The organism is Mucilaginibacter gilvus (genome assembly GCF_004054195.1).
Classification (GTDB): Bacteria; Bacteroidota; Bacteroidia; order Sphingobacteriales; family Sphingobacteriaceae; genus Mucilaginibacter; species Mucilaginibacter gilvus.
In genome coordinates this window covers 246,299-259,076 of record NZ_SBIW01000001.1, presented here as the reverse complement: position 1 = coordinate 259,076, position 12,778 = coordinate 246,299, and the positions used below count along the sequence as shown (strand labels likewise).

14 protein-coding genes are annotated in these 12,778 nt (G+C 45.8%); 5 read left to right on the top strand and 9 right to left on the bottom strand.

What is annotated here, in order from left to right:
• Positions 1–25 precede the first annotated feature (25 nt).
• Positions 26–1,183 (bottom strand): homogentisate 1,2-dioxygenase, encoded by a 1,158-nt coding sequence (locus EPL05_RS01185; RefSeq protein WP_128531684.1) that lies wholly within the window; start codon positions 1,181–1,183, stop codon positions 26–28.
• A gap of 655 nt (positions 1,184–1,838) precedes the next feature.
• On the opposite strand from EPL05_RS01185, the gene EPL05_RS01180 reads away from it, so the two are divergent.
• From EPL05_RS01180 to EPL05_RS01170, 3 genes are all read left to right on the top strand, one after another.
• The gene (locus tag EPL05_RS01180) at positions 1,839–2,129 is read left to right on the top strand and encodes a hypothetical protein (protein WP_208394646.1); all 291 of its coding nucleotides are present in this window, start codon (positions 1,839–1,841) and stop codon (positions 2,127–2,129) included.
• On the top strand, positions 2,126–3,121 hold the full coding sequence (locus EPL05_RS01175) for a fumarylacetoacetate hydrolase family protein (RefSeq protein WP_128531682.1): 996 nt from the start codon (positions 2,126–2,128) through the stop codon (positions 3,119–3,121). The genes EPL05_RS01180 and EPL05_RS01175 overlap by 4 nt, the downstream gene beginning before the upstream one ends.
• 116 nt (positions 3,122–3,237) lie before the next feature.
• Positions 3,238–4,125, top strand: a complete 888-nt coding sequence (locus EPL05_RS01170; protein WP_128531681.1) for a flavin reductase family protein — start codon at positions 3,238–3,240, stop codon at positions 4,123–4,125.
• Between the two features lie 55 nt (positions 4,126–4,180).
• Here EPL05_RS01170 and EPL05_RS01165 read toward each other — a convergent pair whose 3' ends face one another.
• The 5 genes from EPL05_RS01165 to EPL05_RS01145 form a co-directional block, all read right to left on the bottom strand.
• The gene (locus tag EPL05_RS01165; RefSeq protein WP_128531680.1) at positions 4,181–4,885 is read right to left on the bottom strand and encodes a L,D-transpeptidase family protein; all 705 of its coding nucleotides are present in this window, start codon (positions 4,883–4,885) and stop codon (positions 4,181–4,183) included.
• Between the two features lie 92 nt (positions 4,886–4,977).
• On the bottom strand, positions 4,978–5,724 hold the full coding sequence (locus EPL05_RS01160; RefSeq protein ID WP_128531679.1) for a LytR/AlgR family response regulator transcription factor: 747 nt from the start codon (positions 5,722–5,724) through the stop codon (positions 4,978–4,980).
• On the bottom strand, positions 5,721–6,755 hold the full coding sequence (locus tag EPL05_RS01155) for a sensor histidine kinase (protein WP_243837184.1): 1,035 nt from the start codon (positions 6,753–6,755) through the stop codon (positions 5,721–5,723). Before EPL05_RS01155 ends, EPL05_RS01160 begins: the two co-directional genes overlap by 4 nt.
• 20 nt (positions 6,756–6,775) lie before the next feature.
• Positions 6,776–7,111, bottom strand: a complete 336-nt coding sequence (locus tag EPL05_RS01150) for a DUF4288 domain-containing protein (protein ID WP_128531678.1) — start codon at positions 7,109–7,111, stop codon at positions 6,776–6,778.
• 45 nt (positions 7,112–7,156) lie between these two features.
• Positions 7,157–7,990 carry a LiaF transmembrane domain-containing protein gene (locus EPL05_RS01145; RefSeq protein WP_128531677.1) on the bottom strand — a complete coding sequence of 278 codons (834 nt, stop codon included), beginning with the start codon at positions 7,988–7,990 and terminating at the stop codon, positions 7,157–7,159.
• A 166-nt stretch (positions 7,991–8,156) separates the two neighbouring features.
• Between EPL05_RS01145 and EPL05_RS01140 the strand changes: the two genes are divergently transcribed.
• On the top strand, positions 8,157–9,149 hold the full coding sequence (locus EPL05_RS01140; protein ID WP_128531676.1) for a hypothetical protein: 993 nt from the start codon (positions 8,157–8,159) through the stop codon (positions 9,147–9,149).
• Between the two features lie 179 nt (positions 9,150–9,328).
• On the opposite strand, the gene EPL05_RS01135 is transcribed toward EPL05_RS01140, so the two are convergent.
• The 3 genes from EPL05_RS01135 to EPL05_RS01125 all read right to left on the bottom strand — a co-directional run bounded on the left by EPL05_RS01135 (position 9,329) and on the right by EPL05_RS01125 (position 11,647).
• Entirely contained in the window at positions 9,329–10,354 is a 1,026-nt protein-coding gene (locus EPL05_RS01135) for an agmatine deiminase family protein (protein WP_243837183.1), read from the bottom strand.
• A 34-nt stretch (positions 10,355–10,388) separates the two neighbouring features.
• The gene (locus EPL05_RS01130; protein WP_243837182.1) at positions 10,389–10,637 is read right to left on the bottom strand and encodes a four helix bundle protein; all 249 of its coding nucleotides are present in this window, start codon (positions 10,635–10,637) and stop codon (positions 10,389–10,391) included.
• A 140-nt stretch (positions 10,638–10,777) separates the two neighbouring features.
• A complete protein-coding gene (locus tag EPL05_RS01125) occupies positions 10,778–11,647 on the bottom strand; it encodes a carbon-nitrogen hydrolase (protein ID WP_128531674.1) in 870 nt (289 codons plus the stop codon).
• 169 nt (positions 11,648–11,816) lie between these two features.
• On the opposite strand from EPL05_RS01125, the gene EPL05_RS01120 reads away from it, so the two are divergent.
• Positions 11,817–12,773, top strand: a complete 957-nt coding sequence (locus EPL05_RS01120) for a lysylphosphatidylglycerol synthase transmembrane domain-containing protein (protein WP_128531673.1) — start codon at positions 11,817–11,819, stop codon at positions 12,771–12,773.
• Positions 12,774–12,778: the final 5 nt, after the last annotated feature.

Sequence of the window (12,778 nt, the reverse complement as noted above, 5' to 3'; positions counted from 1 at the left end):
AAGCCTTTACCTTTCTGCTTTCACCTTAAATAACCCAACTCTTGAAATAATTTTCGTCTTCTATTCTTACCGCGTCTTCAGTTAGCATCAGCGGGCGGAAGGGGTCTATCATCACGGCCAGTTCGTCTGTGCTTTCCTTGCCGATGGATTTCTCTACCGAACCCGGTGCAGGGCCATGCGGGATGCCGCCGGGGTGCAGGGTTATTTGTCCCTTTACTACGCTTTTACGGCTCATAAAATCGCCGGCTACGTAGTATAAAACCTCGTCGCTATCCACATTGCTGTGGTTGTATGGGGCGGGGATGGAGAGGGGGTGATAATCGAATTTCCTCGGAACAAAAGAGCAAATTACAAAGTTGTTCCCCTCAAAGGTTTGATGCACGGGCGGCGGTTGGTGCAGGCGACCGGTTATCGGTTCAAAATCGTGGATGGAAAATGCCCATGGGTAGTGGAAACCATCCCAGCCAATAAAATCGAACGGGTGGGTGCCGTAGATGTAAGGGTAAATAAGCCCCTGTTTTTTAATGAGGATCTTAAAATCGCCTTTCTCGTCGTGCGTTTGCAGGTCGGTTGGGCGCTTAATATCGCGCTCGCAATAGGGCGAGTGCTCCATCAGCTGCCCGTAGGCGTTGCGGTAGCGCTTTGGCGAGCGAATGGGGCTAAAGCTTTCTACGATGAACAAACGGTTATCGGGTGTATCAAACTCCAGCTGGTAAATGGTACCACGGGGTACAACCAGGTAATCGCCGTAGGCAAACCTTATTTTCCCGAAGCCGGTTTTTAAAGTACCGCTGCCTACGTGGATAAATATTACCTCGTCGGCCTGGCTGTTCTTGTAAAAATAGTCGGTCATTGATTTGCGCGGCGCGGCGAGCGAGATATGCAAATCGGCGTTCACCAGCACAGGTTTACGGCTTTGCAGATAATCGTCAACCGGTTCGATATTAAAACCGATAAGACTGGTATGTTTTAAATGTTTTTCGCGGGCTATTTTTGGTTCAACGGAGTATGGCTCGCCCAGCGCCTTCACAATGGTTGGCGGGTAGGCATGGTAAACCAGCGAATACAGGCTGGAGAACCCTTCGGTAGAAACCAGTTCTTCGGCATATAAAGTGCCATCGGGCTTACGGAACTGCGTATGCCGCTTAGGCGGGATGCTCCCTAAAGTATGGTAAATAGGCATTGGTTTTGTTGGTTTAAATGTTGGAATGTTTTAAGGTTGCGAAGTTTTAAAAACTTGCCCTTAAGCCATTAATTATTAAACGATTGAGGTAGCAGAATAGTTTTAACGGAACAGACCTGGAATCGCATTCCAACCTTTCAATATTAAAACCTTACAACAGCGAATTTAATACTGCGCTAAAACGGCAGTAGCGAGCACAGCATCCCTAAAGGACGAAGCATCACTCATAGAGGTGAGCCCGAGGGAAAAGTAAAACTGTTTTTTAATGCTCATGATTGATGAGGTAAAATTAGGGGGTTTTATTTGAAGATGCAAGGGTTATTTTGGTGAGGAGAGAGTTGTGAGGAGTGAGGTTGATTCTGAGAGTGGTTGGTGATGGCTGATCTAAAAAAGAAATAAAAAATCCGAGATCGAGCATCCAAACTCCAAAATGCTCCACTCACCAACAATGGCAACCCCTGCGGGCCGGGCTTTGCGGGACTGCGCTGCGCTCCGGCCCCGTTGCTTTTCCGCGCATGCCCCCGCCGTGGCTTCCCCTACAATCCCTGTTGCGGTGTTATCGGCATCAAAGAACTACCGTAAAAAATACCACTCACCAATCAACCATTTACTTAATCAACCAAAATTCCTATGTTTGATTTCCAATTAAGCCAGTATGATCAGGAAACAAGCTATAGTATTCGGAATAGTTGCCTGGGTTGTTTTAACGTTTTTATTTATGGAAGATAAATCCGCAACGGATGGTTTCACCATTTTGGGTTTTCCATGGCATTTTTACAGCTATACCAACGGGAAGCTTGCGTATGTAAACCAAAGCCAGCTGGGGTTTAATTTAAGCAACTTTATACTGGACCTCACCGCCCTTGGCGGTTTTATATACCTGGTAAACATCTTCCTGGAGCGCAGCCTCAAAAAAATTAAACCTGATAAACCAACATACCTATGAAATTAGTATCCTATAAAACCGAAGATCGCGAGCATTTGGGCGTATACATCAAAGGGCATATCTATAACCTCAACTCCTGCGATAAATTGATCCCCGATAACATGAATGAGTTTTTATGGGGTGGAGATGAACTAATGGAACATGCCAAAAAGGTTAATGACGACTTGCGCAGCGGCAAAATGCAGGGTAAAGAGGAGTTGTTTTATGAATTGATAGCCCCGGTACCGCACCCATCCTCCTGCCGCGACGGGTATGCTTTTCGCCAGCATGTGGCCGCCGCCCGCCGCAACCGCAAGGTAGATATGATTGCCGAGTTTGATCAATACCCCATATTTTATTTCACCAACCACAACGCTATACAAGGCCCCGGCGAAATAGAATGTATGCCCGACCATTTCCAGAAACTGGATTTTGAACTGGAAGTTGCCGTGGTGCTGAATAAAAAAGGCCGCAACATTAAAGCTGCTGATGCCGATAGCTACATAGCCGGCTACATGATCATGAACGATATGAGCGCCCGCACGCTGCAAATGGAGGAGATGCTGCTGAACCTTGGCCCTGCAAAAGGGAAAGATTTTTCTACCGTGATAGGCCCATGGCTGGTTACGCCCGATGAGTTGGAGCAGTATAAAACGGAGCCAAAACCTGGCCATACCGGTAACGCCTACAACCTGCAAATGAAATGCCTGGTTAATGGCGAACAGGTAAGCAGCGGCAATATGGCCGATATGGACTGGACCTTTGCCGAGATCATAGAGCGCTGCGCTTATGGCTGTGATGTACTGCCAGGGGATGTAATAGGCTCGGGTACCGTAGGTACAGGCTGTTTCCTGGAACTGAACGGTACAGGCCTGCTAAACAACCCCAATTACCAAACCCAATGGCTGCAACCCAACGACCTTGTTGAACTGGAGATAACCGGCCTGGGTATGCTGGGCAATATTATTAAAAAAAGCAAAAGTGAGTTTTCTATACTCGGATTAAAAAAGTAAAACCCGCCGTTTACCACCATGTCATTGCGAGGGTCCCGCGAAGAGCTGTGTGCCCCACCGCGCTTCCGGCCCGCTCCTCGCAATGACAAACTTTATTAATAACATCAGGGAAAAGAATGAAAACCCTCAAAACGTCCGACCTATTACCCCTCGAATTGCAGAACTATCTGCATTACGCTATTGCGCCGCGGCCTATTTGCCTCGCTTCAACGGTGGATGCGGAGGGAAACGTGAATTTAAGTCCGTTTAGCTTTTTTAATTTGTTTAGCACTAACCCGCCCATTTGTGTGTTTTCGCCGGCGCGGAGGGTGCGGGATAATACCACTAAGCATACGCTGGAGAACATAAAGCTGGTGCCGGAGTGTGTGATCAATATTGTGAATTATGATATTGTGCAGCAGGTGTCGCTCTCCAGCGTGGAGTACCCGGCTGGAGTGGATGAGTTTATTAAATCGGGCCTAACGGCGCTGCCCTCAGAATTGGTTAAGCCGCCCCGTGTAGCCGAATCGCCCGTGCAGTTTGAGTGCGTGGTGACCGAGGTGATCAGCCTTGGCGACGGCCCTGGCGCGGGTAATTTGGTGCTCGCCGAAATAAAGCTGATCCACATAAACGAAGATGTGCTGGACGATACCGGCAAAATAGATCAGGAGAAAATAGACCTCGTGGCACGCCTCGGTGGCGATTGGTACTGCCGCGTTACTGCCGATAACCTGTTTAAAGTGGCCAAGCCCGTGCGCACCATCGGCATTGGGGTTGATGCTATCCCTTACGCCATCCGCAACTCCAAAGTGCTCACCGGCAATAACCTTGGGCAATTGGGTAACGTAGAATTTTTGCCTACGGACGAAGAAGTAGAGGCCTTTGCCCAAAGCGACGAGATAAAAGAACTGTTTGATGCCACCATCGGCGACAGCCAAACCCGCGAAGTGCAACTGCATTTACGCGCCAAGTATTTGCTGGATAGTGGCCTGGTGGAGGAGGCCTGGAAAGTGTTGTTGATGTAAAATCTCTTTGGTAGAGACGCGAAGTGTCGCGTCTCTACAGGTTGATTGGGTGTTTCTAATTCGCAAAGGCGTATTGTTTACCCACCACCCTACCTACCGCCGGTACCCGGTTCCTCTCAAACAGATCATATCCCGGTTTTATGGTTCTCCAAAATTGCAGGGAGGGTGAAGCCGCGTTTGCCTGCATGTGGTAATCGTCCATATAAAAAGGGAAAATATCAAGGCTTATCTTATCCTGCCCGGCATTAAGGGCTTTGTAAACAAGGGTGTAGATCTCTTCTATCCGTGCATCGGTCATGGCATAGCAGCCTATGGAAGCACAATGCCCGTGTACCATAATGGCACTGCCGGTATAGCCTTTTTGCTGTTCCAGTTGATTTGGGTAGCCAATGTTTATGGCGAGGTGGTAATTGCTGGCCGGGTTTAGCTGTTTTGCGGTGATGGTATAAAAACCCTCGGGACTTTTGCCGTCGCCCTGTTTTGTTTTGGTGCCCAATCCGCCGGAGAAGTAGCAAATATCGTAGCTTTTAAACAAGGCATACTTAGCACCCCGTTTCGCCCAAACTTCAAATTGGTCCGTCTGCTTAAATATGCGCAGGTAAATATGGTAGTTGCTGTCGAAGCCGCGCTCGCTTAGTTCTGCCTGTAACCTGGGCCAGAGGGTGGTACGTACATCGCTGGCGCGTTTGCTATCGGGCAGGTCGACGGGTTTTGTTATCACCAAAAAGGACAACAACGTAATAAAGATAAGCTTAGGCATGGATTGGTATTTTTATCAGTAGATACGATAAAAATACCTGAATATTGTATTTTATTAGAATTTAATTTCGTTAAATATAAAATAACAGAACTTTATATTCCCAATACCTGCTTCAGCTTCACATAGCCCGTTTTACTTACCGGTATTTTTGCACCCGATTTGAGGATGGCCAGGTGGCTGTCTTTCTCATAAGGGTCTAAACGGGTTATTTGCTGTATGGCGATGATGTAGGAGCGGTGTACACGGACGAAGTACCTTGGGTCCAGGGTTTTTTCGAAGAAGGCCATGGTTTTGTTTTTGAGAAACGCGCCTTCGGCGGTTATAACGCTTACGTAATCATCATCGGCTTGCAGGTATTCTACATCCTGTACCGAAATGATCTTCACCTTGGTGCCTGTTTTTACCACTATACGCTCGTTTTGCGCGGGCGATTGCGCGGCTATCTCCAGCAATGTTTCGGTAGTTTTCGCGGCGGAAGGCGCGGTATTGTTGTGCGACAGGAATTTATCAATGGCCTTAACAAAACGTTCTTTACTAAAGGGCTTCAACAGGTAATCTACCGCATGGGCTTCAAAAGCTTTTATGGCAAACTCGTCAAAAGCGGTAGCAAATATTACGGCAGGCGGGTTGTCCACCAGTTCGAGCATCTCAAAACCGTTTATTTTGGGCATTTGTATATCCAGGAATATAAGGTCGGGCTGGTGTTGCTGTATGGCTTTCAGGCCTTCAAAGCCATCGCCGCATTCCTGCAAAACCTCAATTTGCGGAAAAGCCTGCAAATATTCCAATACAACCATACGTGCCAATGGCTCGTCGTCAATAATTAAAGCGCGTGTCATAACTGCGGTATTTTTATAATGGTTGTAAATATATTATCATTTGCATGGGTTTCCATCAAATCGTTGCGTGCAAATATCAAATATAATCTGCGTTGTACCCCGCTAAGCCCAAAACCGGTACCCTTGCGGGGCCTGGAGGTTTGCGAATCGTAGGGGTTTTGGATGGTCATGATGAGATAGTTATCCTCCAATTCGCCACTGATGCTGATGGTTACATCGCCGGTGGTATCGTACAAGCCAAATTTTATGGCATTTTCTACCAAAGGCTGCAGCAGCATGGATGGTAGCAAGGCCTTGGCGCATTTTTCGTAACAGGTTATTTCCGTTTGCAGGCGGTGGCCAAAGCGTACCTTCTCTATTTCAAGGTATAAATTCAGGTGGGTTAGCTCATCGCTCAGGGGTACTAATAGCTGGTCGTCCTTTTTCAGGGTGCCGCGTAAAAAGTCCGACAGTTGGTGGATCATCCGCCTGGCTTCATCGGGCTTAAAGCCGATAAGAGCGTTGATAGAGTTTAAGCTGTTGAACAAAAAGTGTGGCTGCAATTGCTGTCTCAGGTTATAAAGCTCGGCATCGCGGGCCAGTTTCTCGGCTTCGGTTTTGCGTTGCTCGGTTTTTTTATGGTCTATCTGCGAGTAGAACAGGGCGCTGATCATGGCCATCCAGCCGATGGCCAAAAAATCGGTGAAGAGGCGGATGATGAAGGATTGTTTCAGAAAATTATCAAACACCACCCCAAAGCCAAAAAATGGAAGGACATACCGGGAGGATGATGCGCAGCCGGCAGCGAGGGCACCGCACCATACCAGCAGATAAATATAGCTGCCGCGGTCTGGCTGGTAGTAGCGCAGGTTATTGTTAATGAGCCAGCAAGCCAGCGAAAGCAATAATGCGCTAACACCGGCATCGGCAAGGGCAACCATCCAAACAAAGCCGAAACTATGCAGTAGGTATGCTTGCAGGGCGGCCCAAACCACCCCGCATATAGCAAATGCCCCAAATAATTTCTTTCCTGATAATTGTTCTGATGCCAAAACTGGTGATTTAGGTATGATTAATTTTTAACACCCAACAAGGCCGACTTATGATGTGCCCAGGCGATGTACAGGTCCGGGTCGGGAGCCTCGTGGATGTTGTAATATAGTTCGGTGCCATCGGCAAGGCCGGTTAAAACATTTAGTTCGGCAACGTCTATAAATTGCCATTTTACGGTTTGCTTTTGCACGTTTACAAAGCTATCCTGGTTGGCGTGGCCAATGTTGCTTGCCTTCTGGAAGGCCTGGTGCTCGGTATCGGCGTTTATCAAGCGCAGTTGCTCGTCGAACTGGGCGTTATGATCGCCGTTGCCGCTGATCACCCTGAACACTAATTTTGCTACGTACCAATTCATGTTATTCAAATTTTATGTAAATGGATAGAGTAAATTGTCTGTTAATTAATAGCTGCGGATCTCTAAGCCGGCGAATAATGATACACCTTTGATAATCAGTACCTTGTCGCTTTTTGCGGCTTGTATGCTTTTCATCCGCTTATCATCTGTACCGGCAAAAATGGCGCTCATATCTACAATTACCTGCCAGTTGGATGGTACGATGATCTTGGTGCCGCCAAATACCTGGGTGACATCTATTATCGCCCTGCCGTTGATATCGGCATGGGTAAAATCAAGCTCGGTACCGCCAAAGATGTTGGTAATATCACCACCCCTGAAGCTCTTGGAAAAAATGCTTTTGTTAACCCCGCCAAATATGGCGGTAGCATCTAAAATATCATCGTGCGATAGTGGGGGTGTGGTGCCGGTGGTATTGCTATCTGTTGGGGGCACGCCTGTAGCAGAGCTATAAGTAGTGTCGCCAAAATCGGCAAGGGGTTTATCGGTATCAGCCGTGCTTGTTTTATATTTTTTATCCCAGTAATCAGCGCCGCCTAAAGTGTCGCCTGTTTTTTTCTTCCGCAGGATGATCCAGAAACCAAAGCCAATGAGTGCTACAGGCCAAACAAACCCTTCGGCATTATTGATATTTGAAGTTAACAGGAATATTACACCCAAGGCGGTTATAACAACCCAGTTTGATTTTTGAAAGTTGCTGCGCGATCCGATCCAAAGGCCAGAGAATACGAGCCATAAAGGCCATAGGTCGATATGATCGGGTATGAAAAACAGGTTGAGTTGCTTAAGCAGCAAAAAGGCGCCTACCAGAAGCAGGATTCCGCCGGCCATAACTTTGCCATTGGCTTTGTTAGGTTGTTGATCTATATTGGTGTTCATGATTTCTATAATTTTTATTGTTACCCAAAACTAATGTAACATTTGATATATGCAAATGCTTAATAGGCGATGTAATTGAAGAAGTCGGTAAGTATGGATAAATTGTCGGTGAAAAAGTTTGGAAAAAAGAGATGGCGAAATTCTATCTTGGTAAACCGATTAATTTATGATGGAACAGGAGTATACAATATCGAGAGGATGGAAGATTTTTTATGGCTTGGTATCTTTAGCGTCGTTTGCATTTGGGGCGTTTTTAGCAAGCAAGATATCTACCGCGAGTAGCCTCGGAGGTGCGATTTCGGGAAGTATTTTATTGATTGGAGTGGGGATAGTGCTGGGCCTCTACCTTGTAAGAAGAAAGGTTGTCCTATCAAATGATTCGATATCGGTAAGCGGGATACTTGGTACAAGAACGTTTGCGAATTATGACGTAAAAGGTTTCAGGGTAGAAGAGAAGGCAATTTTAATTTACTCCATTGCCGAAGGCCGGCGCAGGATAATGATAAACGATTACGATAGCTTAGGGGATAATGACGGCTTAATTACTGAACTAAGTGAACGGTACACTGATTTAAACGCCGAAGAGTACGAAAGTCAGTTGACCGATATTTTGCAAAGTAACGAATTTGGGTTGTCTGAAGACGAGCGTATGAATAGTTTACGATCTGCGGGCAAATTAGCACTGGCTTACAACCTTTTGGGAATTATAGGGCTCATTATTTGTTTCTTTTTTTTAGATGCAATATTATCAAGCGATATATATTCTGTTGTTGCAATGATATATCCCTTAGTCGGTATAGCAATTATGTCTAAGAAAAAAGGCTTAATAAAATTTGCTGCAAAGAAAACAAGTCCGGTATACAGCATATATTATTCGATGTTTATGTCATGTGTCTTTTTGGTAGTAAAACCCCTTGTTAAATACCATTTGGTTGAAATTAGCCAGGTTTGGCTTCCGATGGGCGGTATTGCCATTATATTTTTTTGCGGGCTATATTGGAAGGGGAAAGCTGATGCGGCCAATGCAATAAAGGGGCAAGTTGTTTTAATGATTATCACCGCATTAGGCTATTCTTGCGGCTCTACAATAACTGTGAACTGTTTATTGATAAAACTAAACCGAAAATATTTTTTACCAAAGTGGAAAATGTATCTATAACAAGGGGAAAGAGAACAATATATAATGTCACCTTATTACCTTGGGGACCGGTTAGCAAAGCAAAATCGATTCAGGTGTCAGAAACAGTTTTCTACACAATGACAGAAGGAACTAACACCAGAGTTGAACTAAAGCAAGGCTTACTCCATATACCCTGGTATCAACTCGCTCAATAATTGTTACACCGCCGGTTCCTGTTGGCTCAGGCAGTGGAAACTTCCTAATCCCCAAATGATATCTGTAGAATCGATACCCACCACTTTCCTGTCGGGGAAGCAGTTTTGGATAATATCCAGCGCTTTATCGTCGTGTTTGCTGCGGAAGGTTGGCACTACCACCGCCGCGTTACCAATGTAAAAATTAGCGTAGGAGGCAGGCAGACGCTGATCGTCGTAAATTACGGCATCCGGCATGGGCAGTTCCACAATGTTCAACTGTTTGCCGTTGAGCAGGCGCATAGTTTTTAGTGTTTTCAGGTTCTCTTGCAGGATGTGGTAATTTTCGTCGTGCTTATTTTCTTCTACCACTGTAATTACGGTGTCGGCATTTACAAAACGGGTAATATCGTCTATATGTCCATCGGTATCATCACCGATGATCCCGTCGCCCAGCCAAAGTATCTGCTCCACGCCGTAGTATTTTTGCAGGTAGCCTTCTATTTGTTGCTGGTTTAAGTGTGGGTTACGGTTAGGGTTGAGCAGGCAGGCGGTAGTGGTAAGCAACGTGCCCGCGCCGTTAAAATCTACCGACCCACCTTCCATTACAATACCCGGATGATATACCGGCAGGTTAAAATGGTTGGCAATTTTGGTTGGGATAACATCATCCAGATCGTACGGAGGGTATTTATCACCCCATGCGTTGTAGCCCCAATCTATAATAGCTTTTTCTTTGGTTTCATAATTCACCAAAAAGGCAGGCCCGTGATCGCGGCACCAGGCATCATTGGTAGGGAAGTGGAAAAACTCTACTTTACTCAGGTTGGCACCCACCAGTTGCAATTGCATTTTGGCGAAAGCTTCCATTTGCGCATCAATTACATTGACGCGTACAATCTCGCCCTCTGTAAGGACTTTGATGAACTCAGCATACTTGCTGTATATCAGGTCTATCTTCCCCGGCCATGAAGCCTCCTTATGCGGCCAGCTTAACCAGGTAGCAGTATGTTTAGCCCATTCGGCAGGGAAGTGTAATTTTGAGTCCATAGTCAATGGTCGATGGTCCATAGTAGGAATTAGTTTAAAGCGAATTTCGTAAAGCCGTGATCATTTTGCATAAAGCTTGATAATCATCGTATAGCTTTTGAAATTCGGTGTCGTTAATAATTTTTCTTCGTTTTCCGATAAACAAACACGATACCACCTCTATTGCAGATCGTAACGAATAGCCCAAAAACTGTTTGAAGGTAGCGTTTGTTTGGCCGGTACAACCCTCTGCTATGTTGAGAACTACCGAATCGGCAGCTCGTTTTATTTGAGAGGTTAACACAAATAATTCGTCTTAAGGAAAATTCCTCTTTGTTAAAGCGTCAATTTCCTCAGTTAAATCTAATGCACGTTGCCAAACTTGGAGGCTTTCAAATTTAAATGCCATTGTTGTTTTACTATGGTCTATGGACTATGGGCCAGTTAGTCGCCGTCAATTAAACGTTTTGTAATTGGCTGATAACTATCAATCCTCCTGTCCCTCAAAAACGGCCAGTGACTGCGGTAGTAATCGGATTTATTAAGATCCAGTTCCATTACAACAACTTCTTCCTCATCGGTTGTGGTTTGGTGCATAACGGCGCCGAACGGGTTGGCAAAGAACGATCCGCCCCAAAATTTTACGCCGGCTTCTTCGCCTACACGGTTCACGCTTACCACGTACACGCCGTTTGCAATCGCGTGCGAACGTTGGATGGTTTGCCATGCGTTGTATTGCTCTACATTGGTTGCTTCGTCCTGCGTGGTTGCCCAGCCTATTGCGGTTGGGTAAAACAGTATCTCCGCACCCATTAACGCGGTAATGCGGGCTGCTTCCGGGTACCATTGGTCCCAGCATATGAGCACACCTATAGTTGCAAATTTGGTTTTGAAAACTTTGTAGCCCAGGTCGCCGGGGGTGAAGTAAAATTTCTCGTAAAAGCCGGGATCATCCGGGATGTGCATTTTACGGTACTTGCCCAGGTATTGGCCGTCGGCATCTAAAACCGCGGTGGTGTTATGGTAAACACCCTGCGCGCGTTTCTCAAAAAGGGAAGCGATGATCACAACGCCAAGTTCACCAGCCACCGCCGATAATGCATCGGTAGACGGACCGGGGATAGATTCGGCCAGCGCGAAGTTGTCGTAATCCTCTACATCACAAAAATAAAGCGATGTAAAAAGCTCCTGCAGGCAAATGATCTGCGCGCCTTTAGCGGCAGCTTCGCGTACCTTAACAATAGCCTTATCCAGGTTTTCCTGTTTATTTGCAGTGCAAGTCATCTGCACTAACCCTACTTGTACTTTACCCATTGCGATAGAAATTTGCGCAAAAATAGTTATTTAGGATCAGGATTTCACTGATTGCACTGAATGAATACACCGATTTGATGTTGCGATTACAAATTGATAACTGTTAAAATCTGTGAAATCGAGTCTGTGAAATCGGTGTAATCCAAAAAAAACATAGCTTTGCGCCCGAATGAAAGATCTGATTGAAACCGAAGTAGACGAAACGGAGAAGGCGCTGAAGCCTAAAACGTGGAAGGATACCGTATGGAGTGTAACCAAGCTGGTGCTTAAATTTGCCGTTACCTTTGCGTTGCTATATTATGTATTCAGCAAAGTGCCTTTACAAAAGGTAAAAATGAGGCTGATAAACGCCAATTACTGGTGGATGCTGGCTGCGCTTGGTTGCTACTTCTGTTCTATGGTGATTTCCTCGTGGCGTTTGTCCAGTTATTTCAAATCCATCAAATTAAACCTCGATCCACGCTTTAACTTTAGGCTTTACCTGCTGGGTTTGTTCTATAACTTCCTGCTGCCGGGCGGTATCGGTGGCGATGGTTACAAAATATACTTGCTCAATAAAACGTATAAGCTGCCCGCCAAAAAAGTTTTCTGGGCCATTATGTTTGACAGGCTTAGCGGCCTTTGGGCTATCGGTCTCATCACAGTAGCGCTGATATTTTTAATACCACAAATAGACATCCATATCGGCATCCCGTTGGGTATTTTTACCATCGGCTCCATCGTATATTACTTTATAGCGTATAAGTTTTTCAGGGAGTATACCCACTACTTTTTCGAAGGGCATTTAAAGGCGCTTGGTGTGCAGTCGTTACAAGTTATTGGCATCATCTGCATCCTTTTCGGTCAAGATTTTCATGGTAAGTTCTCACCTTATTTACTATCATTCCTTATTTCGGCATTGGCAACCATCATTCCTATTAGCGTAGGCGGCGCAGGGATCCGCGAAACGGTTTTTCAGCAGCTGAGCCACGTTTTTCCGATGAGTGCCGATCTGGGTGTTTTTCTGCCAATATCTTTTTACCTGATATCCATTATGGTGGCATTATCAGGCGTTTACTATGTTTTGCGCCCAAGCCGGTTAGAGGAAGGTTTGCCCAAGGGTGATATCGAAATACACGATAAGTAACCCAG